Genomic DNA, 25,631 nt, shown 5'->3' with positions numbered 1-25,631 from the left:
AGGAGGTGGTCGCGGGAGGCGGTCACCTCGGCGCGCAGCGCGGCCGGATCGACGTCCAACACCCGGCCATCGAACCCTGGCGCGCGATCGGCGCCAGCGGCACTACCTGGTGGTGATGCCGGAGTCGATAGCGGTGAGCGCCGCCAGCTTCGTCCCGATGTACATGTCCTCGGGCCGGTAGGCCGGAGCGTAGCCGAGGAGGGTCGTGGTGACGTAGGCACCGAGGTCGTCCACGTCCGGCATGATGCGGCGCAGCTGGGACTCCCACGCGTGACGGTGGGTGGCCACGAAGCCGGGGGTGAGGATGGTGCCGACGGCGTCGACGACGACGGCGCCCTCAGCGGCCCCCTGGGCGCACAGGTCATGGCCGACGGCGGCGATGGTGGCACCCTGGACGAGCACATCGCCCGAGGACAGGACGCCGAGAGCCGGGTCCATGGTGACCACGGTGGCGCCGGTGAACAGGATGTGGCCGTCCGGGTTGACCGCGGTGCGGCGCAGCTGGTCGAGGACGGACCGGCGCGGGGTGTGGTCGTGATGTATGGCTGCGTCCTTACAAGGGCCGGGATAAGGCGCACCTCCGGTGGGCGTCCTGGCATCAGTTTCCGGCGCATCGGCAGCGGCAGCCAGGCCGCCGTTCACCTGGGTGTGCCGTACCCCCTTTGGTCGACCTCGGTGGGGCGGATGGGTGCGAGGCACCCAGGCAAAGACCGGCCTGGTTGCCCCTGCTGGGCTGGCGCCGGGTGGAGACCGTGCGGCGGGTGCATCGGCGTACGAGCGTCATGCTCTCGGAATGTGGCAGGTCGGGAGCCTGTCGGGGGGGTGAGTCCCGTTGTACGGGCAGCAGATCCTGGAGCTGCTCAGAGCCCAGGTGCAGTGACCGATGGGTCACGTCCCCCGGCAGGTGACCTTCATCTGGGACGCCGCGTGGTGGGCGTACGTCGGTCCTTCGTCTTCCCAGTCCTCGCCGCGGTCGAGCATCTTCACCCCGATGTAACCGTCCTGCACCCGGTACGTGCCCACGTCCACCAGCCGCCCGCGGTTGGCGGTCTGGTCGATCTGGAAGGCCGAGTACACGGCGTCCCAGTCGTCCGGGTGGGAGAACACCTGGTACATCGTGGGGTTGCCCGCCACATCACGGCTGTTGTCACTGCTGGGCACATACACCGAGAGCGCGCACTTGTCGGAGTCGCGGCCCACCGACCACCACCACAGCACAACGTTGCCGCCATCTTCCGACCTGCTGCCCGACATCGGCACCGCGCCGAAGGTGCCACTGCACGAGCCGCCGTCGTAGCCGCCGGAGTCGACGATGTACCAGCCCTCGATGCCGTTCTCATAGTGGTTCACCTCGCCGTAGTTGCCATGCTCCGAGGAGTGGCAGCCGTGGCCGGCCCAGGCCGTGTACGTGACGGGTTCGGCCGGTGCGGAAGGCTTCTTCGTCGGCTTGGGGTCAGGAGCGTGCGTTCGGCGGGAAGGCTTGGACGAGTGACTGGAGGAAGGCGAGGAACTGGTGGGGGTCGGGGTGGGCTCGGCAGGGACGCCCGTCGGCAGGATCAGGCTCGGCTTCGGCGCATCACGGGGCTCTATGTCCGCCGCCTCGTCCGACCGAGTGTCCGAGCCGGAGAAGAGAGATGAGGCAAGAAGCACTCCCAGGCCGGACAGTGCAAGCACTGCGCCCGCCGCAATGCCTGCCTGCCGAGCGCGAGAGAGAGTGGTCCACCGGCCGTACAGGGTCTCCTTGATGATCCACGGCTCTGGGGTCTGGGTCTTCCCGGCGGACGACTCCGGTGTGACCATGCGGCATGCGCAGGGCCTCCCGGACAACGTTCTCTCGAGGCCGCCACACTGCTGGCACGCCATGGGTGGTTGTTCAGCTCCTTATCTGTGGCCGAGGGCCTGTTGGGTAAGGCGGACTCACTATGCACGAGGCCCTATACACAGAGGTAGGGCTACTGAAGAGGAACATGAGGAAGTTGAGGAGGTTGAGTTGAGGAAGTTGAGGAGGAAGCGGAAGAACAGAACGGAAGGCCCGTCAGCCGCTTTTCAGATCCTTCTCCAACCCTTGTCCAGCTCGGACTTCTGCTATGGCGAGACGGAGACGCGCCGTCACGACAGCAAGCGCCCCCTGGAGCGGGCGAGGGTTGCTTGCCGGGCTGCAGGCGGTTCCCCGAGGCCATCGGCCGGGCGGTGCGCACGGTCTCCGCGGCGGCGGCAACTTCCACGGGCCCACCGGTTGGGGAGACGGCCCGTCGGATGATCGGGACGTGGCGCATAATCGGCCCGTATGAGATCGATCAGAGTGGCCGTCGTGGGCTCTGTGCTAGTGCTCAACGTTTCCTGCGGCGGTACCGGCGGTACCGACGGCAATCCCGAAAATGTCCGCGCCGGATGCCCCTCGGGCGCCGCCGACTCCCAGAATTTCTTGAAGAGTTGGGACCGCCCGCCGGACTTCGACAGCGACGGCTACCCCGATGCGGTGGATGTGGTGCGCGGTGAGCCGGGCACCCAAGAGGGCACCCCGCCCGCCGTACTGAGCCGAGGTGGGATCGGTCCGCTCGCGGTCTTCATGGGTGGCACGGGCGGGCTGCGTCCCACCGGCCGCCCGCTGGCCGACGGTGTGGTCCCGCCGGGCTCGGGCAGCAAGTGGAAGGAAGGGTTCGCCTATACCCACACCGCTGACCTGGATGCCGACGGCTATACCGACGTGCTTGCCGAGCAGCGGATCCCGAGGAACGAGTACGTCGACAAGTACACCGGATCGATGGTTCTCTTCCGGGGCGGCCCGAGCGGGCTGAGCGGCGAGCCGATTGCCGTTCCCTACCCGGCGGGCTCCGCGCACACCGAGTCCGCGCCGACCGCGATCGGCGACTTCAACGGCGACGCCAAGGCCGATGTGCTCGCCCCGATCCCAGAGAAGGTACGGGGTTCGGTCGGGCGAATCCTCTATGGCCCGTTCGGCTCCGACGGCCGCCCCGCCTCGACCCGCACCGTCACCGTGCGGGGCGCCGCCCCCGATCTCAGCTACTACTCCTCGCTGCAGCCCGCGGACATCGACGCTGACGGCCGTACCGACCTGCTGCTCGCCACCGAGACGGACGACCCCGAGGACGACAACGAGGGGGGTGCCTACCACCCCTTGCGCTGGTTCCGCGGTACCGCGCAGGACGGCATGGTGGAGGCCGAATCGCCTCCGGGGAAGTACAGCGCGGGCATCGTGACCGGCACGGATTACGACGCGGACGGCTACCCGGACACCCTGCTCCCCGGGCCGAGCCCGAAGGGCGGTGGCCGGCCCATGCTACGCGGCGGCCCGAACGGATTCCGTCCCGGCATCCGGACCCTGCACCTCGACCGCCTCGGCGCCTCCATGGTCACCGGCGACATCACCGGTGACGGAAGGGCCGAGGCCGTGTCCACCCTCGGGACCGGCAAGTACGGCACCACGGACAAGATCTTGGTGTCGGAGATCAAGGCGACGAAAGACGGCGCCCGGATGCGCTCCGTACAGCGCATCTCGCACAACGACAAGAACCTCCCGGGTGCGGCCGCCAGGACCGAGTTCGGCGGCACTCTGCAACTCCTCGACGGAGATCGGGATGGCTGCGCCGACCTGCTGACCGGCGCTTCGTTCACCGGCCCGACCTACCAGAGCGGCGGTTTCTGGGTGTTCCGCGGTGGCGCGGAAGGGCTGCGTACCGACGGCATCCGCCACTACGGGCTGCGGGAGGTGGGTCTGCTGAAGAAGTGAGCGCCGGTGCACGCCGGGCGCGGAGTGGTGGATGCCCATCTTGTAAACGGATGAGCTGCCCCAGCCGCCTCGGTAATGGGCGGCCAACGGACACCGCTATCGGACTCCAGAACGGGGAGTTCTTGAGATAGACCGCGGTGCTGCGACCGGACCTCCACCCGTCTTGGCCACGGCAACTGGCTGCCATTCCTGACAGCCGTCGGGGTCCGGTTATGTGGTGACGGCGGTCGGCGTCGGGCGTCAGGCGGCGGTTGCGTCCTGAGAAGTGGTGTACGGGTTCTACCTGATCCGGTGGTTTGCTCCGGGTCAAGACGTTCGCCGATGCCCTGATGTCCGCCGAGGCTGATGCCCTGTGCGGGGCCGAGTACGGCGAGGTCAGTGACGAGCGCGTTAACCGGAGGTGTCGATCGCTGATGCGTTGCCGCTCGCGCGAAGCAGGGGCATGGCGGCCTTCGTCCCGAGCCAAGTTCCCTGCTGGTTCACGTCGATGACGCGGTCCCAGGCGCTTTCCTGTGTGTCCTCGATGCCCGGCCAGTCCAGGATGCCGGCCACGTTGACGAGAGTGTCGAGACGGCCGAATCGCTCGCGCACGGTGGTGACTACCGCGTCAATTCCTGGGCGGAGGAGACGTCGAGGGGGGCGGGACTCCGGGAATCCGTGCACCAGCAGCACCAGCAGCACCAGCGGCCCGGAGCCCTGTTCCGCCAGGATCCGGCCGGCGGGAGAGGCGACCAGACGATCCGTGACGTCTGTGACCCTGGCAAAGGGCGTTCAGCGGTGATTCCGGTGGTGACCATTCCGTGGTGACCCTTCCCTCCACTTGCTACTTGTGAGTAACGTGCACCTGCCCCCACGACGCACAGACCCTCCAGCACCAGAAGAGCACCTCATGCCATCCAACGCACCATCCCAACCCCACTCGTTCCTGCCGCCCCGGCCGCAGGCCCCGCAGTCCCCGCAGACCCGCAGCGCCACCGGCGACCTGCGCCGACTGCGCTCCGCCTACCGGCTGCTGCGCCGCAGCATGACGCTGACCGCGCTCGGCTACTTAGTCCTCTTCCTCCTCCTGTCCGGGTTCGCTCCGGACGTCATGGACACCGAGCTGTTCCTGGGACTCAACCTCGGTCTCCTCATGGGCCTGCTGCAACTGCCCGTCGCCTTACTGGCGGTCATCGCCTACGAACGACTCGCCCAGCGCAACGTCGACCCGCTCGCCCACGGCGTACGGGCGGCCGCCGCGCAGCAGGACGACACTGTTGAGGGACGCGGCTGGTGAACACCTTCGACTCCTCCGCCCAGACCCTGTCCCTGGTCATCTTCAGCGCGGTCGTCAGCGTCAGTCTGCTGATGTGCATGATGACCAGCGCAGAAAGTGACGACCTCGGCGACTTCTACACCGGCTATCGCAGCCTCTCTCCCGTTCGCAACGGACTCGCCATCGCCGGTGACTACATCTCAGGCGCCACCATCCTGAACACCATCGGCATCGTCGCACTCACCGGCTACGACGGCCTCACCCTCGCCCTCAGCACCGCGCTGTCCCTGCTCCTGCTGATGTTCCTGCTGGCCGAACCTCTCCGCAACGCGGGCAAGTTCACCATGGGCGACGCCCTCGCCCGGCGCTTCCCCAGTCGGCAGGTACGCATCGTCACCAGCGTCATTACCCTGCTCGCCCTCGTACCGATGATTGTCGTCCAGCTCGCCGGAGCCGGTCATCTCGTCGCCCTCATCCTGGGCTTCTCCGGCGAAGGCGTACGCACCGGGTGCATCATCGTGCTCGGCCTGCTGATGATCGCCTACGCGACCATCGGCGGCATGAAGGGCACCGCCCTCATCCAGATCATCAAGATCGTCTTCCTCGCCGGCGCGGTCACCATCGTCGCGGTCCTGGTCATGGACCGGGTCGGCTGGAGCCCCGTCGAGCTGCTCGACCGCGCCAAGCGGGGCAGCGGAGCCGGAGTGGCCTTCCTCAGCTCGGGCCTGCAGTTCGGCACCGACATCACAGGACGCCTGGACACCATCAGCGGCATGCTCACCGTGGTCATCGGAGCAGCCGTCCTCCCTCACGTCACCATGCGCATGTACACCGCGAAGAGCGCACCGGACATACGCCGCGCCATGTCCTGGGCGTCAGCCGTGGTGATCTACGTCGTGCTGCTCATCGCCGTCATCGGCATCGGCGCCACGGCCCTCATCGGCAGCCGTAATATCGCTGCCGGGAGCCCGCAGGGCAGCCTCGCAATCCTGCAGATCGGCCAGGCAGTCGTCGAAGACTCGGGAACCTTCTCCACTCTCGTCTTCAGCGCCGTCGCCACCGCGGTCTTCCTCACCCTGCTCTCGTCCGTGGCGGGGATGACCCTGGCCTGTGCCTCGTCGCTTGCCCACGACTTGTTCGCCCAGGGGCTGCGCGACGGCACGGTCTCCCGGGGCCGTGAAATGGTCACCGCCCGGCTGGCCGGACTCGGCGTTGGGCTGCCCGCCGTGGCTCTCGCGATCGTCGTCCAGGACTGGGCGCTTCAGGCGCTGATCACCCTGTCGTTCTGCATCGGCGCCTCGGTCATTTCTCCGGCACTCGTCTACAGCCTCTTCTGGCGCCGCTACACCCGTACCGGCCTGCTCACCACGCTCATCGGCGGCAGTGCCTGCGTCCTGGTGCTCCTGACGTTCTCCACGGTGACATCCGGCGGCCCCAACGCCCTCATCCCCGGCCAGGACTTCAGCTGGTTCCCGCTGCACACCACCGGGCTGGTCTCCATCCCTGCCGGTTTCCTCCTCGGCTGGCTCGGCACCCAACTCAGCGACCGCCGCACCCGGCAACGGGAGCGACAGCAGTTCGATGCCGTAGAACCGCGCATTCTGGCGGGTGCCGACGCGCCACCCGTATGAGCGGGCGGTGGGGGCTGCCGCGCAGGACGGCCCCCACGGTAACCGGACGTGTTCCAGCCGGTACGGTCGGACGCCGCCGCGCGCCCCTCCATGTCTTCGCCACCGGGGCCGCACATCGTCGCCCGCCCGCGCTCACATGGGGGCGAAAGAACCAGGCCGGGGGTGGGGACGGACGGCTCCACGGCTTTACCCACACTCCCCGGTCCGGTCCCGCGTCGAGCAAGACCAGGGGGTCACTCGTGCACATTGCGGGCAGGTCCAAAGCCTGCCCGAGTTGCCAACCAGCGTACGGCCCCCTGATCATGCTCGACCCCAGACCGGGCAGGCCACCGCCCAAACCCGCGCAGCGACCTCTGGTGTTCCCCACTGCCACAGGTGTCATCGCGACCGTGGAATCACGTGCTCGGTAGCACCTGTACGCAGTGGAGCTCACCATCGCGGCTAGGTCAGTAGCAGGGGAATTCCCTCAGGGCCACGGAGGAGACCTCGTTGTCGAGGGTGTACAGGCCGAGGTCGTAGACGTGCCTGTGCGGAGGCACTTCGAGGCAGGTCCCCGGGTCGCTCCATGTCGGGAAGTGCCGGTAGAGGTAGATGGGTTCGTCCAGGTTGTTGACGACGGAGCTGGCCCTGTCGGCGGCGCCCTGCGTCCCGAGGTCGGTGACGGGGGACTTGAAGATCCAGATCTGGCCGTCGGCGTGGCGGATGTTGAAGCCGCGGTGGTCGTAGAGGCAGTAGAACTTCTGCGGGCACTCATCGATGCCTTGCCCGGCGCCGACGGGCCGTGCGGTTGGAGCGCTGGTGGGCGAGGCGGAGGCGGTCGAGGTGAGCCCCGCGGTGAGCGCGATGGCCGAAACGAGGCTGACAACGGCGGTGATGAAGCGACGCATGGGTCATTTCCTCCTCGGTGGAGACAGTGAAGCAACCAGGTGACTACCCAGAGCGATTGCCTGAATGCACGCAGTAGTTGCCTGGCGGTTGTAAGGCGGCGCAATCACGACATCTGCGGAAGCCTCTTTCACGCGGGGCGCGCTGCTGCCGTGCCGTCGCCGTCAAGCCGATGTGCCGCTGGTGGTCGGCCAGGCCGACGTCATCGTTCGGGGGTGGCCACCGCATCCTCAGCAGGCGACTGACACCGGCTGAGCAGGCCTCAGCAACTTTCCCGGGTACCCTCCGAGGCCCTTCTGGCTGTCGCAAACCAGGAGAATTGGCGCGCGGCTGGGGGTCAAGGGGTCGCAGGTTCTCATCCTGTCGTCCCGACGGTGCCCAGAGCCCGCCGAGTTGGAGAATATCTCCAGCCCGGCGGGTAACTGCGCTTGCAGCAGGCCGAGCGGCCCGCGAGCGGCCCGCTGCGGTAACGCGGTGTATACACACTGGCGTGGAGCCGTCGAAGGGCCGGGCATTCTCCTTCTCCGAGTGCGAGTGACCCGCCGTCGGCAAGAACACGATCTATGGCTGGAGTACCAAGTGACCGTCCGTATACGGGAGGGCCTTGGCGTGCGGCAGATGCACCAGGAACTCCTCGATCGCCGGAACTCCGTCCTCCCGCGGAACCTTCGCCTTGATGAGCTGGTTGGCCACCTCGATCTCGAGCACGCGCTGCGGGCCGTGGTCCCGGACGCCCCGAAGCCTGGCAGGAAACGTATTGGGCCCAGGTTCCGTGACGACTCTGACGTACTCGGGCCGGACTCCCACCTGGACCTGGCTGGTGCCTTCCGGGATGTCCCACGCCACGGCCAGGGACCGACCGCCCAGAGCGAAGTCCCCGTTGACCCGGTCCACGGTCAGGAAATTCATTGCCGGTGATCCGATGAAGTAGCCGACGTACGCCGATGAGGGCGCCTCGAAGAGCTGCTCCGGAGTGCCCTGCTGCATGGCCCGGCCTTCCTTCATGACCAGCACTTCCTGGGCAAAGCTCATCGCTTCGTACTGGTCGTGGGTAACGTAGATCACGGTGGGACGGAACTGCTCGGTGATCTCACGGATCTTGCGCCGCAGCGAGTGCTTCAGCTGTGGATCGATGACGGTCAACGGCTCGTCCATCAGCAGGGCCGCCACGTCATCGCGGACAAGACCACGGCCGAGCGAGATCAGCTGCTTGTCGTCGGCGGTGAGCCGCCGGGCGGGCTGACGGAGCCGATCATCCAGGTCCAGTGCCTCGGCGACCTGGTGGACCTTGGCGTCGATCCTCGCCTTGTCCCACCGGCGGCACTGCAGCGGGAAGGCGAGGTTCTCGTACACCGTCATCGAGTTGTAGATGACGGGAAACTGGAACACCTGGGCTATGTTGCGAGCCTTCGTGGGCAGAGCCGTGACGTCGACGCCGTCGAACAGCACCTGGCCCTGTGAGGGTCTGACCAGCCCGGACAGGATGTTCAGGAGTGTGGTCTTTCCGCAACCCGACGGTCCGACCAGGGCGTAGGTCCTGGCTGCCTCGAAGGTCAGCCTCAGCGGCTTGAGAGCCCACCGCTTCTCTTCGACACCCGGCGCGTAGCTGTGCCCGACGTCGACGATGTCCAGCTGCGCCATGTCAACGCCCTTCCACTGAAGCGAGATCGAGATTGCAGGCAGGCGTCCGCACGAGCGCCCCCTGCTCGTCGAAGGCGAACAACCGCTCGGGACGGAGCCGCAGCTTTACCGGATCACCGAGATCGACGTCATGGATGCCCTCGATCTGTACGACGAACGGTGTCTCGCCGACGGCCACGTGAACGAAGGTCTCGGACCCGGAGATCTCAACGAAGGTGACCTCGCCCTCGACACCGGCGGAGGCCAGGCTGACGTCCGTTGCCCGCAGGCCGAACTGGTAGGCACCATCGGGCAGGTCGGCGAGATGCGCGGACACGTGCGTGGCCTGGAAGCCGGCCACCGTGACCTGGCTGCCCTCAATCCGGCCCGCGAAGATGTTCATGGGCGGGTCGTTGATGATGGACGCCACCGTGGTCGTCGCCGGGCGCTCGAAGACCTCCTGCGGAGTGCCGGTCTGGAGGATCTGTCCCTCATGCATGACCAGCACCACATCACCGAGCATCATCGCCTCCGTGGGTTCGGTGGTCGTGTAGATCACTACCGTGTCGCCCTGGTCCGAGAAGAGCGTTTTGAACTCGTCGCGCAGCTGTTCACGCAACTTGTAGTCCAGGTTTGCCAGCGGCTCGTCGAGCAGGAGAATGCCGGCGCTGCGTGCAAGGGCCCGAGCCACTGCGACCCGCTGCTGCTGGCCGCCGGAGAGCTGAGATGGTTTGCGCCGCTCGAAGTCGGCCAGGCCGACACTCGCCAGACTCTGCCGGACCCGTCGCCGTACCTCATCCCGTGACAGTCCGGCCCGCCGGAGCGGGAAGGCGACGTTGTCGAATACGGTGAGATGCGGGTAGTTGATGAACTGCTGGTAGACCATGGCGGTATCGCGTCGCCAGACCGGCGTCTTCAGGAAGTCGGCGCCCTCCCTGGTCAGGGAGCCGGAGTCCACCCTCAGCAGACCGGCCAGCACCCGCAGCAGCGTCGTCTTTCCGGCCATCGTCCGACCGATGACGGTGTGGAGCCGCCCCGGTAGAAAGGTCGCGGTCACGTTCTTGAGATGGTCGACGCCGTCGACGGACAGGCACAGATCATTGGCGCTCAGGTTCATCGGACCGCTCCCGACAGGTTTCCTTTGGACAGATAGCGCTCCACCCAGAGCGCGAGCAGGATCAGCGGAGCCACGCCGAAGAGCGCGGCGGCGGACAGCGTCCACCAGGGCGGGATCGATGAGTTGAGGGCGACGACCGCCTGGGGCAGGGTCTGGACCTCGGTGAAGGTCAGCCTGAAGGCGAAGAAGAAGTCGTTCCAGCCGAACACCGCGCAGAACATGGCCGCCACGGTCAGCCCTGGCAGGGAGTTCGGCAGGATCGCACGGACGAAGGTCTGGAACGGGGGGCATCCGTCGAGCATGGCCATCTCGTCGATCTCACGCGGGATGCCGTTGAAGAAGTCCACCATCACCCAGACCGCGATCGGCAGCAGCAGGGCGACCGTCACGATGACCAGGCCCAGGATGCTGTCCAGGAGGTTGACCTGCTGCAGGAGGTAGAAGAAGGGGATCACCAGGACGACGGGCGGCATGATCCGCTGTGACACGAAGAAGAAGACGATGTCGCTGTTCTTGATGAAGCCGAGCTTGAACCGGTAGCGGGACAACGCGTAGGCAGCCAGGGAGCCGAGGGCGAGGCTGATGGCAGAAGCCGCGATGGTGATGATGGTGCTGTTGATGAAGGGATGGATCACATCGATACCACCGGCACCACCGAAGATGTTGTGCCAGCCGGTGGCGGTGGGTTCGTACTGCATCCAGGGGATGTAGGTGGCGCCCCCCTGGACCCCGTTGGCGTCCTTGAAGCTGGTCGTCATGGCCCAGAAGAACGGTCCCGCGACGAAGCATGCCCAGAGTCCGATGACGGTGTACTTGAATGCGGGGTAAAGGAGCGATCTCATGAGTCCCCCTTCAGCTTGAGGCCCTTGGTGAGCAAGGCGGCAACGGCCGTGAGCGTGACGATCATCAGGACCAGGTAGGTCAGGGACATCGCGCCGCTGTACCCGGTCTGCTGATCCCTGAGCCCCTGGATGTAGAGGTAGTAACCCGGAGTCTCCGTGGAGGAGCCCGGCCCTCCGGAGGTGAGCACGTAGACGCTGTCGGAGAGCTTGGACGCCTCGATCAGCCGGATGATGATGGCCGCGACCGACACCGGCGCCATGAGCGGGAAGGTCACTTTCCAGAAGGTGCGCCACGTGTCGGCGCCGTCGATCGCGGCGGCCATGAACGGTTCCTTGGGGAGGCTCAGCAGGCCGGCCAACAGCAGGAGGAACATGAACGGAGTCCACTGCCAGACCTCGACGGTCATCAGCGCGGCCAGTGCCGGCCCGGACTCGGTGAGCCAAGCAATCTCGGTGAGGCCCAGCCTCCCGAGCAGATCGTTCACCGGCCCCAGTGACTCGTGGAAGATCGTCTGCCAGATGGCGGCCATCACCACGGGAGTGGTCATCATGGGGACGAGGAACAGCACCCGCCAAAGACGTCGGCCGCGTACCTCACGCCAGACCAGCAGGGCCATCCCGAACCCGACGATGTACTGGATCAGGACCGTGCCGCCCGCCAGCAGGATCAGGCGCGTGATCGAGGCCCAGAAACGGCTGTCGCGCAGCATCGTGGCGTAGTTGGCCCCTCCCACGAAGTCCATCGATGGGTTGCTGACGTTCCAGCCGGAGAAGCTGACACGAATGGTGAACAGGAGCGGGAAGATGATGATCAGCGCGAGCGTGAGCAGTCCGGGGAGCAGGAACATGCTCTTGTGCCGACGCAGGACGTCCATGGTTCTCCTTGCGGAAGTGGGGGAGCGCCTCCCAGGGGGCCACCGGCTGGGCCGGCTCCCCCCGGGGGGCGTCCTGCGATCGAGTCAGGAGTAGTCGTAGTCCTCGAGTGCCACCACGTTGCGATAGGCGCGTCGGACCTTGTCCTTGCCGATCTGCTCAGTGGTCTTGGCCCATTCCTCGGCCACGTCGTCGAGCGCCCGCTGCGGAGCCTTCTGCCCTGCCAGAGCAGCCGCGACCCCGTTGGCCAGTGCGGACATGTACGCGTTGACGCCGGGTACGCGCAGGTCGAAGACGCGGTTGGTGCTCTTCTCCATGCCGGAGAGGGTCTGCACATACGACTTCGCGACGTCCTTGTCCCAGCCCTGCTTCTCCCAGAAGCCCGCATCGAAGTGGGAGTCGCGGTACGGGTTGACACCGAAACGGCCGATGGTCAGGTCCAGGGCGGCGTTGGCCTCGTTGCTGAAGAAGCACAGGTAGTCGAAGGCCATCTCCTGGTTGGGCGCGGCCTTGGCCACTGCCGAGGTCCATCCCCAGGTGAAGTAGGGAGCCTGGTTCGGAGTCTTGTCCCACGTCTCCGTCTTGCGGTTGTAGACCTCCTTGGACCCCGGCAGCGGCGCCGCCTCGACCTTGTTGCGGATCTTGTTGTCCGGCTGCTGGGCCTGGATGAACGCGTCGTCCCACGAATAGGACATCAGCGTCTGGCCGCCTCCGAACGAGAAGATCTCGTCACCCAGGCCGAAGTTGGCGCCCCCGGGCGCCCAGGTCGACTTGGCCTTCACCATGTCTCCCAGGGCGCGTACGAAGCCGGGCGTGTTGATCAGCGGCTTCATGGTCTCGACGTCGAAGAAGAAGCCACCTTTGACGTCCGGGTGCTTCACATACGGCGCCGCACGGCTGATGAACGCGGAGAACGTCAGGTCGTCACGCTTGGTCACCTCGGCGCTGCCGAAGTTGCGCTTGCCGTCGCCGTCGACATCCTTGTCGCTGAAGAACTCGGCGACCTCCTGGTATTCGGTCCACGTCTTGGGGACCCGCAGGTCCTTACCCGTGGCCTCCTTGTACGCCGCCTGCCGCTTCGGGTCCTTCAGGACATCCGTCCGGACCTTGAGGTAATGCCGGTCACCGTCAACGGGGTACTGCACCACCTTCCCGTCCCAGGTCGCCACGTCCATGTAGGCCTGCGTGACGTCCTTCATGCCGGGGGTGTCCAGATACTTCCGCGGCACCGGCGCCAGATAAGGGGCCATGTCGCCGATCCACAAGGAGGGGTAGAACATCACGTCGTACGCCGGCTGGTTTGCCTGCAAGGGGGTGAGGATCTTCTGGTGCAGCTCCCCGAAGGGGACGTTGATCACCTCCACCTTCGCCCCGGTGATGTCCTCGAACTGTTTTGCATGCAGCTGGGTCGGCTCGCCGATGACCGGGACGGCGTGGCTGATGATCTTCAGTGTCTGACCGGAGTAGTCCTTGCGGCTGATCGACTCGTAGCTGCAGGGTCCCGGGACGTCCTTCACCTTCGCCTTCGGGTAGTCCTTGCCGTACTTGCTGTAGCCGATCTCCGACCCGGGCTTGAACAGTGCGGGCTTGTCGGGCTTGTTCTCGACCTGGTTCTGACCGGTGCATCCGGTGGCCGTGAGGGCCGCGACGGCCGCGGTGGCGACCAGGCCCTTCGATCTCTTGCGCATGGACGCGGCTCCTTCGCCGTCAGGGGATCAAGATCGCTCGGCCGCGTACGGCACCGGCGGTCAAGTCGTCGAGGGCTTCCCGGAAGGACGCCAGGGGGTACCGCTGGGTGTGCAGGCTGACCTTGCCCTGGGCTGCCAGGACCATCAGCTCGGAGAGGTCGTTGTAGGACCCCACGAGGTTGCCGATGAAGTTGATCTCGGTGGAGATGACGTCGATCGTCGGAACGTCGAGGTGACCGCCGTAGCCGATGACGTAGTAGTCGCCGTTACGGCGCAGGCAGGCCACGCCCACCTCGACGGCACCGCCCTCGCCGACGAAGTCCAAAACCGCTTCCGCCCCGTGCCCTCCGGTCAGCTCCAGGACGCGTTCGGCTTCACTCCCGTCCGCGAGAAGCGTGTGTTCAGCCCCCAGCTCCTTGGCGAGGGCGAGGGCACCCGGGCTCCGGTCGATGACGATCATCTCGACCGGTGAAAGGGCCCGGAGCACCTGAATGCCGATGTGCCCGAGTCCACCGGCGCCGATCACCACTGCCCGGTCACCGGGGCGCAGGACCCGGGCCGCCTTGGCGACGGCGTGGTACGCGGTGAGCCCGGCATCGGCCAGGGCCGCCACCGAGGCCGGCTCAAGAGACGGGTCCAGTGTCACGACCGAGCGGGCGGTCGTCCTCAGGTACTCGGCGTAGCCCCCGTCGGTGTCGATCCCGGGGAAGGACGAGTTCATGCAGTGCACGTCGTCGCCGGCCCTGCAGGCGCGGCACAGACCGCAGGTCACCAGGGGGTGCAGGATGACCGGGTCGCCGACCTCGACGTGCGTGACGGCCTGCCCCACTGCCTCCACCCAACCGGCGTTCTCGTGACCGATGGTGTAGGGCAGGACGACCCCGCTCTTGTCGCTCCACTGTCCTTCAAGGATGTGCAGATCGGTGCGGCAGACTCCCGCTCCTCCGACCTTCACGATCACATCCAGCGGACCGGTGATCTGCGGGTCCGGCACATCCACGAGCACTGGCGGCCCGTCGTATTCGGTGACTTGCACGGCTTTCATCGCGGCTCCCCTGCGAGTCGGCGGGTGGATAGTGCGCCGATTACACAGCCCGCCGCTCGCAGGTCGATGTCTCAGAAGCCGTCCGCGGATGTATCAATGTGATACACGCCGTAGGCGCGGCGCCATCGAGCTGCTCCAATCACTCCACCGAGAGATTGTGACGAGCGCCATACGGGAGTGTTAAATGCCCCGACGTCAACCTGGCAGCTCTCTGACGGCAGCCAGAGAGCTGTATCTGGATGTCACCAAGGATCCAAGCGCCCGCCCGCTCGTGGTCGCCTCGTGGCAACGTTCGATCGAGCACGAGGTGAAGTCGAGCCGCCTCGACGCTCCGTACCTGCAGAACCCCAACCTGGACAGTCCGCTCACCCGGGCGGCGCTACCGATCCTGAAGAGGCTGCACGAGCAGCTTGCCGACGACCCGGTGTCCATGATGATCACAAACCGGAACGGCGTGGTGCTGTCCCGAATGGTCTCCCACGAGGGTCTGACGACGCGGCTCAACCGAGTGCACCTGGCCCCGGGTCACGTGTTCTCCGAGCGCTACGTGGGCACCAACGGCATCGGGACCGCGCTGGCCAGCGGCCGCCCGGTCATGATCTCCGGAAGCGAGCACTACGTCGAGGCGCTGCGGGACTTCCACTGCGCGGCCGTGCCGATCCTGCATCCCACCCGGCGCACGCTACTGGGCGCCTTCAACCTGACCACGAGCCGTCAGGGCTCTGCCGGAATGCTCATGGCCTTGGCCCGCTCTGTTACGGGCCAGATCGAAAGCGAGCTCGCCGCGATCAGTTCGCGGCGAGAGCGGGCCCTGTTCCAGGACTACATGGACGCGTGCTCCTCGGTGCGCCCGGGACCCGTGCTGGCCCTCAATCGTGATGTGGTCATGATGAACGAGCAGCTGCGTGCCGCCGTGGCCGGGCCGGATCACTACGCGCTGCTCGACCACGCACGTGAGGTCGCCGACGACCCGCGGTTCGAAGGGACTCGCAGCATCGCCCTCCCCTCTGGCCGCGTCGCCAAACTCCGGGTCAGCCGTAGCCGACGCGAGGACAGCGACGCGGGCGCCATCTTCCGAGTCCGGGTGATCGGACGTCCCCAGCCCGGACCGGTCGATTCCGTTGGAGGTGCACGATCGAGCCTGGGGTTGGTGGGCTCGTCCCAGCCATGGCTGCGCGCGGTCGCCGAAAGCGAAGCGGCGTTCATCGCCGGGTCCTGGCTTCATCTCGTTGGCGAAGCCGGTGTCGGCAAGAGCACGCTGATCGAAGCCATCCACCGAGCCCACGGTGCCGGTGGCCCGCTCGCGATGATCGAAGCGCCGCTGTCGGAGTCGCCGCACGCCACGGAGCACTGGCTGAGCCACATCAACGACCTGCTGGCCGAACCGTCGAACGTGGTCGTCCTGTGCGATGTCCACCTGCTGGGCGACCACGTGCGCAGGCACCTGAGGAGCCTCCTGGCGCGGCTTGATCGGACCGCCACCGGGCAACTGGTCATGACAAGCCAGCCGTCCATGGTCGGTGCCGACGACCAGCTCGACCGTCTGTGCGGCGCCTCGGTGGAGGTGCCGCCCCTCCGTCATCGCTATGGAGACATCGAGCACCTGGTCCGGTTCTTCCTGCTCAAATATCGGCCGAGCGGAGAGAGCAGTTGTTCCTCGGAGGCGCTTGCCATGCTTCAGCGATGTTCTTGGCCGGAGAATGTCCGGCAACTCGAGCCGGTGATCCGTGGCTTCGCACGGCGACCATCCGGCCGGATCCTCCGAGTGGAGGATCTCCCGCCGGAATGCCGGGTGTCCTCGCACAGGGTCTTGACCACCATCGAAGCGCTGGAACGCGATGCCATTCTGCGTGGGCTGATGGACCGCAACTCCAATGTCCAGCGCACCGCACAGGATCTCGGGATCTCCCGCGCCACCATATACCGCAAGATGCGCCGTTACGGGATCGTCCCGTCGAGCCTCACGTAGCTGGGTGCGGACCATGTGGAACCGCAACTCAGCGCCCACAGGATCAAGCACAAGCTCTCCCTGAGCGCGTCGGTGACCAGCGAAGTGGTGCTGGACGACGTCCGGTGCGCGGCAGCGCGATGCTGACTCCAGCCCAGCGCACCGTAACAACTACCGGTTCCCTTGGGCTCATAGCACTTGGCGACAGCGGTGTACGGCATCGCGGGGCGCCTGACGGTCGAGTCAGAACCACGGGTGCTGGGGGCATCTTCCGGCGTTCGAGGATCCTGCGGATCGTCGAAGCGCCCACGCGGAGCTCCGCGCCGACGGCGCGCTTGGGTGACCGCGCTCCCCGGAACCGTGTCGGCTCACAATTGTCGGAACCCCGCGCGTTTACTCGGAGTATGAAGGCATCAGATGTGCTCGCGGACGCTTTCGGACGCATCCACGAGGTGGTGCACGAGGCGGCCGAGGGGCTCACGGTGAAGGATCTCCATGCCCGTCTCGATCCCCGGGCCAACTCCATCGCCTGGCTCGTGTGGCACCTCTCGCGGATTCAGGACGATCACGTGGCCGACGCCTCGGGCCAGGAACAGGTGTGGCTCTCTCAGGACTGGGTCAGCCGTTTCGGTCTCCCCTTTCCTCCCGAGGCGACCGGCTTCGGTCACTCCAGCAAGCAGGCCGCCGCGGTGCAGGTCGAGTCGTCCGAGTCGCTGTTGGGCTACTTCGACGCCGTCCATGAGCAGACCATGGGCTTCGTCACCGGGCTGAGCGCCCATGCGCTGAACAGGATCGTGGACGAGTCCTGGGACCCACCGGTGACCCTGGGGGTGCGGCTGGTGAGTGTCATCGCGGACGGTTTGCAGCATGCGGGCCAGGCCGCCTTCATCCGCGGCTCAGTGAAACGCCGCTGACCGGTGGTCGACGTCAGCAGGGCACGGCGGCCCGTCCTGTCCTCAGCAACTCCATGCGTCTCAGTCAGGGAGCCCTATGCCGGCAGGAAAGGGCTCAACCCGATCCGCCCTGCCAAGATCGTGCGCTGGTCGAGGACGGTGGCCCGGGACACGTGGACAGATGGCTGCGATGGCTGCGGAGCGTACGAGAGGGTCGGGTACACCGACTGATCCCTATTCCCGAAGAGCCATTGGAGTTCCAATGCCAGGCATTGTTTTCCCCATTGGATACCTATCGGACTACAGCCTAATGTCGAGGACATCGCCGCTCTGACGATCTGCACTCAAAGCGTCAGCGATCGCAGAGTGTCAGCGGACGCAGCACGTCAGAGCGCACGATACGCACCCACCCCACCGGGCCCCGGTCAGCCGGGCCCCTACCCTCGGAGAAACACCATGTCGAAGATCCTCTTCGTGATGACCGGCGTCGACTACTGGACGCTGGCTGATGGCACCAAGCACCCGACCGGCTTCTGGGCCGAGGAGGCCGTCGCCCCGTACAAGGCGTTCAGGGCCGCCGGCCACGAGATCGTCGTAGCCACCCCGGGCAGCGTCGTCCCCACCGTGGACAAGGCCAGCCTCGCCGCCGAGGTCAACGGCGGCCAGGAGAACGCCGACAAGATCGCGAGCGCGCTCGCCGCGATAACCGAGCTGCAGAACCCGATCAAGCTCGAGGACGTGAACCTCGACGCCTACGCCGCCGTTGTCTACCCCGGCGGTCACGGCCCCATGGAGGACCTCGCCGTCGACGCCACCTCCGGCAAGCTGCTGATCGACACCCTCGAGGCGGGTAAGCCGCTGGGTGTGGTCTGCCACGCCCCGGCCGCCCTGCTCGCGGCCGTGAAGACCGACGGCTCCAACGCCTTCGCGGGCTACCAGGTGGCCGCGTTCACCAACTCCGAGGAAACGCAGGCCGGCTTCGCCGACAAGGCGAAGTGGCTGCTGGAGACCCGCCTGACGGATGCGGGCCTGCAGGTGCAGGCGGGCGAGCCGTGGGTCCCGAACGTGGTCGTCGACCGCAACCTGGTCACCGGCCAGAACCCGGCCTCCTCCGCCCCGCTCGCCGCGGAACTGCTCAAGAAGCTGGCCTGAGCCATGGGCACCGACCGGCTGGGTGAGGTCCTGGACGCCACCTACGACTGTCTGACCCGGTACGGCGTGCGGCGCACCACCATGGACGACATCGCCACCACCATGGGCGTGTCCCGGTCAGCGGTCTACCAGTACGTCCGCAGCAAGGACGACGCCTTCCGGCAGCTCGCCCACCGCCTGCACACCCGGGCACTGGAGCGCGCCCAGGCGGCGGCCGCCGAGGACGCCCCGTACGCCGACCGCATCCGGGGCGTCCTGGCCGCCAAGCTCGACCTGGTCCTCCAGCTCGCCGGGGACTCCCCGCACGCCGCCGAACTCCTGGACGAAAAGGCCCGGGTGTTCGGCGGGATCTGCACCGCCTTCACCGCGGACCTGCGGCGCCTGCTGATCGGCCTGTTCACCGAGGCCGGCACCGTGGGCGGTATCGAGCCCGGCGAGGCAGCCGATATCGCGATCGCCCTGGTGATCGGGCTGGAGTCGGAGGGCAGCGGCAGCCTGCTGCTGGGGCCCGCGAGCGACGCGCTCCTGTCCGGCCTGCTGGGCGCCCCGGTCGCGACCCGCTGACCGCGCGGCCCGGGGCGTTCGTTCTCCCGTTCCCTGTCTGTTCGCTCTGCGGTCACTGTCGTGGCCATGATGCAGACCTGGTCGTGCCCATCCTGGCCGTTATCCGCGACGAGTTGTCCCTGACCGCCTCCACCGCCGGCTGGCTGACCACCGCCACCCTGCTGTCCGCAGCCGTCTCCACCCCGCTGTTGGGGCGGCTCGGGGACATGCGCGGCAAGCGCCCCGTCCTCATCGGCATCCTGCTGGTCACCGCCAACAGCCTCCCGGCTCGGTCGGCACCGCCACAACCTGCTCCGCTGAACACCACCGGCAACTGACCCTGACGGTCAGCACATCCCTCTCGCTGAACAGGCCCATCCCTGCCCCCGGTTCAGCCCATCCAGCTCACATGAAAGGACGCTCCCATGAGCACCAGCTCCCCGCGCCCCGCCCAGGCCTCCGGCACCTTCGCCCTCGGTGGCGACCTGCCCGTGAACCGCCTCGGCTACGGTGCCATGCAGCTGACCGGCCCCGGCGTCTGGGGCGAGCCCAAGGACGCCCACCAGGCCGTACGCGTCCTGCGCCGCGCCGTCGAACTCGGCGTCACCTTCATCGACACCGCCGACTCCTACGGCCCCTTCGTCAGCGAACGCCTCATCCGCAAGGCCCTCCACCCCTACAACGACGACATCGTCATCGCCACCAAGGGCGGCCTGACCCGGCCCGGCCCCGACGACTGGCGCCCGGTGGGCCGCCCCGAGTACCTGCGCCAGCAGCTGGAACTGAGCCTGCGCCACCTCGGCCTCGAGCGGATCGACCTCTACCAGCTGCACCGCATCGACCCGCAGGTGCCCCTCGCCGACCAGCTCGGCGAGCTCGTCCTCCTCCAGCAGGAGGGCAAGATCCGCCACATCGGCGTCTCCGAGGTGACCGTCGACCAGCTCAAGGAAGCCCGCGGCATCGCCGAGATCGTCTCCGTGCAGAACCTGTACAACCTCGCCAACCGCAGCGCCGAGGACGTCCTGGAGTACGCCGAGGCCGAGAACATCGCCTTCATCCCGTGGTTCCCCATGGCCACCGGCGAACTCGCCCGCCCCGGCGGCCCGCTCGACGCCGCCGCCCAGCAGCACGGCGCCAGCCCCTCCCAGCTCGCCCTTGCCTGGCTGCTGCGCCGCTCCCCGGTCATGCTGCCCATCCCCGGCACCTCCCGCGTCGCCCACCTCGAGGAGAACCTCCAGGCCGCGACCCTCACCCTGACCGACGGCGAGTTCGAGGCCCTCAGCGACGCCGTGTGACACGGCCAGGAACAGCACCCCACCCTCCGCACCCACCCCGACCCAAGGAGACTCCCCATGAAGATCGGCATCATCGGCGCCGGCAACATCGGCGGCAACCTCACCCGGCGGCTGACCGCCCTCGGGCACGACGTGTCCGTCGCCAACTCCCGCGGCCCGCACACCCTGACCGCGCTGGCCGAGGAGACCGGCGCCACCCCGGTAGCCGTGACCGAAGCGGCCCGCGGCGCCGAGGTCGTTGTGGTCACCATCCCGCTCAAGAACATCCCCGACCTTCCGCCCGGCCTGTTCGACGGGGCCGCCGACGGCTTCGCCGTGATCGACACCGGCAACTACTACCCCAAGGAGCGCGACGGCCGGATCGCCGCCATCGAGGACGAAGGGCTCACCGAGAGCCGTTGGACGCAGCAGCACCTCGGCCAGCCGGTTATCAAGGCGTTCAACGGCACCTACGCCCAGGACATCCTCGACAAGCCGCACCCGAAGGGCGACCCCGAGCGGATGGCGCTGCCGGTCGCCGGCGACGACGAGGCCGCCAAGAAGATCGTCCGCGACCTCATCGACGAGCTCGGCTTCGACACCGTGGACGCCGGCGGCATCGACGACTCCTGGCGACAGCAGCCCGGCACCCCCGTCTACGGCTTGCGCGGCGGCGTCGACGCGGTGACGGACGCCCTGGCCGAGGCGTCCCCCAAGCGCCCGGCCGCGTTCCGGGCGTAAGGCTCCGGATGCCGCCACAGCCCGCTGTGCCATAGGGAGCGGATAGGATTCCTTCGTGAGACATAAGGATCCCGATGGTCCGATCGGGGTGCGGCAGTCCGCTGCGGCATCCCAACCGGACCTGAACCTGCTACGCACCTTCCTGGCTGTGTACCGCTCCGGTTCCTTCACCGCCGCCGCCGGACTGCTGGGCCTGTCCCAGCCCACGGTGACCACCCAGATCCGTGCCCTGGAACGGCAGACGGGCCGCGAGCTGTTCCAGCGCCTGCCGCGCGGCGTCGCCCCGACACCCGTCGCCCACGACCTCGCGGCCCGCGTGGCCGTGCCCCTCGACACGCTCGCCGCCGTCGCCGGGCACGACACCGCACCAGACAAGGCGGCCGCCCCCGTCCATCTGGCAGGGCCTGCCGAACTGCTGTGCACCCGCGTCCTGCCGACCCTCGCCCCGCTGGCCGCCGACGGAGTACGGCTGCGCGTGACCATGGGCCTGACCGACCCGCTCCTGGAGGAGTTGCGCGCCGGACGCTATGACCTGGTGATCGCCACCGTCCGGCCGCGCGGGAGGGCGCTGGCCGCCGTGCCGCTGATGGACGAGGAGTTCGTCCTGGTCGCCGCGCCCGCCTTGGCCGGCCGCCTGAAGGAACGGCTGGCCGCCGACGGCCCGGCCGCGCTGCACGCCGTCCCCCTGGTCACCTACGCCGAGGACCTGCCCATCGCCCGCCGCTACTGGCGCCACGTTTTCGGCACGCGGCTGTCCTGCCCCGCTGCCGTCACCGTCCCCGACCTGCGCGGCGTACTCGCCACGGTCGCCGCGGGAGCCGGCTTCACCGTCCTGCCCCGCTTCCTGTGCCAGGGCGAACTCGCCTCCGGCGCCCTCGTGCCCCTGCACGAACCAGACGACCCGCCCATCAACACCGGCTACCTCGTCCAGCGCCCCGGCAGGCCCGACAACCCCGACGTCACCCGGGTCCGCGACCTCCTCCTCGAGGCGGGCCGCACTTGGTGACTCCCCCCGGTTCCCCACCACTGAGCGGCATGCCGTGATGGTCCGGGCTGCTCGGCAGGTCGGAATGGAGCCTGCACCGTTCGCCGATCCGGATCGCCGTGCCGATCGGCCGCGCGGCAGGGCGCGCTGCGCGAGCGCGTGCGCGGTGAGCACCCTGCGGTTGCGGCCGAGCCCCGGGGGGCAGCACGGATAGGCGATCCGGACCAGCCGAGGGTAGTGCTCGACGAGCGCGGCCTCGGCCTGCTCGAGCCCCACGGGCTCGACGCTGACGGACGTGTGCGTGGTGGCTATCGCGTCCTGTGAACGCACGTGCAGCAGAACGAGCGAATCGTCGGATGGTCACCGCGCCCCGCGCCCCGCGCCCCACGGCCGGGCTACGTCCGATCGCCCGGCATCCTCGCAGGCAGGTCCACCCGGCCGCGGACCCCGAGCTTGCGGTAGATGCTGCTCAAGTGCAGCTCCACGGTGCGTCGTACGACGAAGAGGCGCTCGGAGATCTCCCGGTTGCTCAACCCCCGCGCCGCCAGGTGAGCCACCCGGCGCTCGGTCGGGGTGAGGGACTCGAGCCCGCAGTGAGCCTGGCGGCGGGGCCGGGCACCAGCCGCGATGAGCTCGGCGCGAGCGAGGCGAACCAGCGCGATGGCGCCGCACTGCTGTGCGGAGGTCGCCGCCTGACGCAGGTGGTGGCGGGCATCGGCGAGCTGGTTGGTCGTACGCAGCGCCGTGCCGAGGTCGGCAAGGGCCCGCGCATGCTCCAGCGACGCGTGGGAGCGGCTCAGCGCGGCGACCGCTTCGCGCAACAGAGCGACGCCTGCGCTTCCCTTCGCCGCCCTGCCTGCCGCCCGCAACGCCATGCCGACCGCTCGCGAGCTTCCCCACTGGTGCGCCAGGGCCAGTTCCTCCTCGATGAGTTCGCGGGCTGCCGAGCTCTTCCCCATCGCCGCGTATCCGAGCCCGGCCAGCGAACGCCAGGGAATGACGGCCGGATTGGTCACCTGCCAGGAGTCCAGCCGCCGGCCCGTCTCGAGCAGGTCGTCCACGCCCTGCCGGATCTCTCCCTTGGCCAGGCGCAGGCGGCCCCGACTGGTGAGCAGCCAGGTGCCCAGCAGGTTCGCAGGCACGGTCTGTCCCGCCAGCACATCCGCGATCACGTGCTCGGCCGCGTCCGGGTCACCGCTGTCCACCAGGGCGTCCGCCAGCCGTGCGGTCGCGGCCATGGCCATGCCGTCCGCCCGGCGTGAGCCGAACTGGAGGAGTGTGTCCCGGCAGGCCCGCGCGTCGTTCTGGCAGTCCTCCAGCCGTCCCAGCCGGTAGTTCACCTCGCTGCGCACGGCGAGTGCCCGGGCGCCACCCAGCGCAGAGCGGGAGCGGTGCGCTTGGTCGACCGCCTGGCCGGCGTGGTGAACGGCGAGTTCGAGTTCACCGGCCACCGCCAGGGTCAGCACGCTCATCGGGTGGTGGAGGGACGCCTCGTTCACTTGTGGGAGACCGCGATCCAGTGCCCGCGACGCCAGCTTCACCGCCTGCTGCCGCTGCAGGCCGGACATCATCGCGCGGACCGACCACAGGATGCCCAGCGCGTCGTTCTCCGGCTCCTCGGTGAGGTCCATGCGGCCGGCGAGCCGGGCCGGCGCCGCATCCGGCGAGGGCAGATGACACAGGCCCAGCAGAGCCTCCTCGACCTCCAGGCTCAACGCGACCTCGGGGGAGCGGTCCCGTGCCGACCCGGCCACGTTCCGCAGTACCCGCATGCCCTCCCCGTAACGCTCGCTCAGGCACAGCAGTCCGGCCAGCCGCCGCGCAGCACCGGCCTGGACCGAGTGGTCCGAGGTGACGTCCAGGGCCCGGCGCAGGTAGCCGACGGCCGAGCCGACGTCGGCCGGTGGCTGGGCCGACCCCATGTGCACCATCAGCTCCGACCGTCTCCGGGAGCTCATCGGTTCGCGCAGTGCCGACCGCAGGTGGTCCAGGGCGCGGTCGGAGTCGCCCTCTGCCGTGGCCTGCGCGGCCGCTGCGCACAGCACGTCGGCTGCCCACGGCTCACCGAGCGGACCGGACCGGAGCAGCTGTGCGGCGATGTCGGCCGCCGGCGCTCCCCTGGAATGCAGTAGCCGCGCGGCCCTGGCGCGCAGTACCCGGCCGGCGCCGGGCGCGAGGCCGACCAGCACGGCCGCCTGGACCACAGGCGGCCGCAGGGATACCCGGTCGCGGCACCAGTACAGCAGCCGCGCTGCCACCAGCGCGTCGACCAGCGGTGCCACGCGGGCGGTAGCGAGTTCGGCCGTGGCGACGGCCAGGTCCAGTTCGACCGGTTCGCCGAACGCCGCGATCACCTCGACCAGTTCGCCGGCGCCGGAACCGCAGGTCGCCAGGGTTCGTCGCAGCCAGGTCATGACGACCGGCGGAGGGCTCGCCAGCACCTCACTCAGGACCGCGGGGCTCACCGGCCGTTTCGATTCCCGCATGGCGCACAGCACCGCGTGCAGCAGCAACGGGCTGCCATCGGTGGCCTGATGGCACGAGGCGCCGAACTCCTTCTCGACCGGCGTACCCAGAATGTCTCCCGCGAGGTCGACGACAGCCTCGGTGCGCAGCCCGTCGAGGGCGATCACGTGGTCGAAACGGCTTACGAGGTCGGCGTCGATGACGTCCGTCGGCAGGCTCGTGGTCGCCATGACGAGAACACGCCGACGGCGGGTCCTGCGCAGCAGATACGCGAGCCACCGTGCCGAGGCGTCGTCGATCCACCGGAGATCGTCCACCGCGATGACCACCGGCCGGTCCGCCGCCAGCTCCATGGCCCTGTCGTACAGCTCGTTCAGGCCATCCAGGCCGGGCACGGGCCGGGATCCGTCGACGTCCTCGAACAACTGCCGGACGACGCCGAACGGACAGTCGGCCTCCAGCCGGTCCGCCCCGGCTGCGAAGACGAGCGCTCCCGCGCGCCGGGCCCGCTCGCACGCCGCGCGGAGCAGCGCCGTCCTGCCCATGCCCGCCGCGCCCCGAATCAGCACTCCCGTGCCGTATCCGCCCCAGACCTCAGTGCGCAGCTCGTCGATCGAGCACAATTCCTCCTCGCGTCCCACGAGGTGCACGGATTCCCCACCTTGGCGATTCAACGGGCCCCACCCTGACGGAATTTATCGTGATTCTTATTCAGGAGGGATGCGCCGAGCGAATGCTCCGTTGAGCCGTTCGCGCTTTACAAGCTGTGATCTATCTCATGGCGAACCCGGGCAACCTCCAGAACTCCGGCGCAACGACCAGCGGCGGAAAAATCCTTCGGTACCCGCCGAGAGGCACCGAAGGCACATGACAGGCAAGGTGATTGAGCGGACGCATTCCGTGCTTCCGCACGATGAATGAT

Annotated in this window: 21 protein-coding genes and 2 pseudogenes; 11 read left to right on the top strand and 12 right to left on the bottom strand. The window is 68.0% G+C overall.

Going from position 1 to position 25,631, the window contains the following annotated elements; translation table 11 throughout:
* Positions 1 to 102 precede the first annotated feature (102 nt).
* Together ABZW18_RS06255 and ABZW18_RS06250 are read right to left on the bottom strand one after the other, a co-directional pair.
* Positions 103 to 642: a hypothetical protein gene (locus ABZW18_RS06255; protein ID WP_356182817.1), complete on the bottom strand. Its 540-nt coding sequence runs from the start codon at positions 640 to 642 to the stop codon at positions 103 to 105.
* Positions 643 to 888: 246 nt separating this feature from the next.
* A complete protein-coding gene (locus ABZW18_RS06250; protein ID WP_356182814.1) occupies positions 889 to 1,800 on the bottom strand; it encodes an adhesin in 912 nt (303 codons plus the stop codon).
* A 487-nt stretch (positions 1,801 to 2,287) separates the two neighbouring features.
* Here ABZW18_RS06250 and ABZW18_RS06245 point away from each other — a divergent pair, with 487 nt between their 5' ends.
* A complete protein-coding gene (locus tag ABZW18_RS06245; protein ID WP_356182812.1) occupies positions 2,288 to 3,751 on the top strand; it encodes a hypothetical protein in 1,464 nt (487 codons plus the stop codon).
* Positions 3,752 to 4,141: 390 nt separating this feature from the next.
* Here the strand turns inward: ABZW18_RS06245 and ABZW18_RS06240 are convergent, their stop codons facing one another.
* Positions 4,142 to 4,303 (bottom strand): hypothetical protein, encoded by a 162-nt coding sequence (locus ABZW18_RS06240; RefSeq protein WP_356182907.1) that lies wholly within the window; start codon positions 4,301 to 4,303, stop codon positions 4,142 to 4,144.
* 337 nt (positions 4,304 to 4,640) lie between these two features.
* On the opposite strand from ABZW18_RS06240, the gene ABZW18_RS06235 reads away from it, so the two are divergent.
* Both ABZW18_RS06235 and ABZW18_RS06230 read left to right on the top strand, forming a co-directional pair.
* Entirely contained in the window at positions 4,641 to 5,027 is a 387-nt protein-coding gene (locus ABZW18_RS06235) for a DUF485 domain-containing protein (protein ID WP_356182809.1), read from the top strand.
* Positions 5,024 to 6,637, top strand: coding sequence for a cation acetate symporter (locus ABZW18_RS06230; protein ID WP_356182806.1), 1,614 nt, complete (start codon positions 5,024 to 5,026; stop codon positions 6,635 to 6,637). Before ABZW18_RS06235 ends, ABZW18_RS06230 begins: the two co-directional genes overlap by 4 nt.
* A gap of 446 nt (positions 6,638 to 7,083) precedes the next feature.
* Here the strand turns inward: ABZW18_RS06230 and ABZW18_RS06225 are convergent, their stop codons facing one another.
* From ABZW18_RS06225 to ABZW18_RS06195, 7 genes are all read right to left on the bottom strand, one after another.
* The gene (locus tag ABZW18_RS06225; RefSeq protein ID WP_356182804.1) at positions 7,084 to 7,524 is read right to left on the bottom strand and encodes a peptidase inhibitor family I36 protein; all 441 of its coding nucleotides are present in this window, start codon (positions 7,522 to 7,524) and stop codon (positions 7,084 to 7,086) included.
* A gap of 559 nt (positions 7,525 to 8,083) precedes the next feature.
* Entirely contained in the window at positions 8,084 to 9,163 is a 1,080-nt protein-coding gene (locus tag ABZW18_RS06220; RefSeq protein ID WP_356182801.1) for an ABC transporter ATP-binding protein, read from the bottom strand.
* A 1-nt stretch (position 9,164) separates the two neighbouring features.
* Entirely contained in the window at positions 9,165 to 10,259 is a 1,095-nt protein-coding gene (locus tag ABZW18_RS06215; RefSeq protein WP_356182798.1) for an ABC transporter ATP-binding protein, read from the bottom strand.
* Positions 10,256 to 11,101 (bottom strand): carbohydrate ABC transporter permease, encoded by an 846-nt coding sequence (locus ABZW18_RS06210; RefSeq protein WP_356182795.1) that lies wholly within the window; start codon positions 11,099 to 11,101, stop codon positions 10,256 to 10,258. The genes ABZW18_RS06215 and ABZW18_RS06210 overlap by 4 nt, the downstream gene beginning before the upstream one ends.
* Complete coding sequence (locus ABZW18_RS06205; protein WP_356182792.1) at positions 11,098 to 11,976, bottom strand: sugar ABC transporter permease; 879 nt, start codon at positions 11,974 to 11,976, stop codon at positions 11,098 to 11,100. Before ABZW18_RS06205 ends, ABZW18_RS06210 begins: the two co-directional genes overlap by 4 nt.
* An 84-nt stretch (positions 11,977 to 12,060) precedes the next feature.
* Entirely contained in the window at positions 12,061 to 13,662 is a 1,602-nt protein-coding gene (locus ABZW18_RS06200; RefSeq protein WP_356182789.1) for an extracellular solute-binding protein, read from the bottom strand.
* Between the two features lie 19 nt (positions 13,663 to 13,681).
* Complete coding sequence (locus tag ABZW18_RS06195) at positions 13,682 to 14,707, bottom strand: NAD(P)-dependent alcohol dehydrogenase (protein WP_356182786.1); 1,026 nt, start codon at positions 14,705 to 14,707, stop codon at positions 13,682 to 13,684.
* 184 nt (positions 14,708 to 14,891) lie between these two features.
* Here ABZW18_RS06195 and ABZW18_RS06190 point away from each other — a divergent pair, with 184 nt between their 5' ends.
* The 8 genes and pseudogenes from ABZW18_RS06190 to ABZW18_RS06155 all read left to right on the top strand — a co-directional run bounded on the left by ABZW18_RS06190 (position 14,892) and on the right by ABZW18_RS06155 (position 22,264).
* Positions 14,892 to 16,676 carry a GAF domain-containing protein gene (locus ABZW18_RS06190; RefSeq protein ID WP_356182784.1) on the top strand — a complete coding sequence of 595 codons (1,785 nt, stop codon included), beginning with the start codon at positions 14,892 to 14,894 and terminating at the stop codon, positions 16,674 to 16,676.
* 383 nt (positions 16,677 to 17,059) lie between these two features.
* Positions 17,060 to 17,569 carry a DUF664 domain-containing protein gene (locus ABZW18_RS06185; protein ID WP_356182781.1) on the top strand — a complete coding sequence of 170 codons (510 nt, stop codon included), beginning with the start codon at positions 17,060 to 17,062 and terminating at the stop codon, positions 17,567 to 17,569.
* A gap of 435 nt (positions 17,570 to 18,004) precedes the next feature.
* Positions 18,005 to 18,700 carry a type 1 glutamine amidotransferase domain-containing protein gene (locus tag ABZW18_RS06180; protein WP_356182778.1) on the top strand — a complete coding sequence of 232 codons (696 nt, stop codon included), beginning with the start codon at positions 18,005 to 18,007 and terminating at the stop codon, positions 18,698 to 18,700.
* A 3-nt stretch (positions 18,701 to 18,703) separates the two neighbouring features.
* A complete protein-coding gene (locus ABZW18_RS06175) occupies positions 18,704 to 19,264 on the top strand; it encodes a TetR/AcrR family transcriptional regulator (RefSeq protein ID WP_356182775.1) in 561 nt (186 codons plus the stop codon).
* A gap of 83 nt (positions 19,265 to 19,347) precedes the next feature.
* On the top strand, positions 19,348 to 19,581 hold the full coding sequence (locus ABZW18_RS06170) for an MFS transporter (protein WP_356182772.1): 234 nt from the start codon (positions 19,348 to 19,350) through the stop codon (positions 19,579 to 19,581).
* Positions 19,582 to 19,668: 87 nt separating this feature from the next.
* Positions 19,669 to 20,538 carry an aldo/keto reductase gene (locus ABZW18_RS06165; RefSeq protein ID WP_356182770.1) on the top strand — a complete coding sequence of 290 codons (870 nt, stop codon included), beginning with the start codon at positions 19,669 to 19,671 and terminating at the stop codon, positions 20,536 to 20,538.
* A gap of 42 nt (positions 20,539 to 20,580) precedes the next feature.
* Positions 20,581 to 21,258: pseudogene (locus ABZW18_RS06160) on the top strand (NAD(P)-binding domain-containing protein); the annotation flags it as partial.
* Between the two features lie 82 nt (positions 21,259 to 21,340).
* Entirely contained in the window at positions 21,341 to 22,264 is a 924-nt protein-coding gene (locus tag ABZW18_RS06155; RefSeq protein WP_356182904.1) for a LysR family transcriptional regulator, read from the top strand.
* Positions 22,265 to 22,363: 99 nt separating this feature from the next.
* Here ABZW18_RS06155 and ABZW18_RS06150 read toward each other — a convergent pair.
* Both ABZW18_RS06150 and ABZW18_RS06145 read right to left on the bottom strand, forming a co-directional pair.
* A pseudogene (locus ABZW18_RS06150) lies at positions 22,364 to 22,573 on the bottom strand (hypothetical protein); the annotation flags it as partial.
* A 65-nt stretch (positions 22,574 to 22,638) separates the two neighbouring features.
* Positions 22,639 to 25,359: an AAA family ATPase gene (locus ABZW18_RS06145; RefSeq protein WP_356182767.1), complete on the bottom strand. Its 2,721-nt coding sequence runs from the start codon at positions 25,357 to 25,359 to the stop codon at positions 22,639 to 22,641.
* Positions 25,360 to 25,631: the final 272 nt, after the last annotated feature.

Origin of the sequence: Streptomyces sp. NPDC004647 (assembly GCF_040609575.1) — a bacterium.
In the GTDB taxonomy this organism is placed as follows: Bacteria; Actinomycetota; Actinomycetes; order Streptomycetales; family Streptomycetaceae; genus Streptomyces.
Note: the sequence above shows the minus strand (reverse complement) of the source record. Positions and strands in the feature narration are given on the sequence as shown.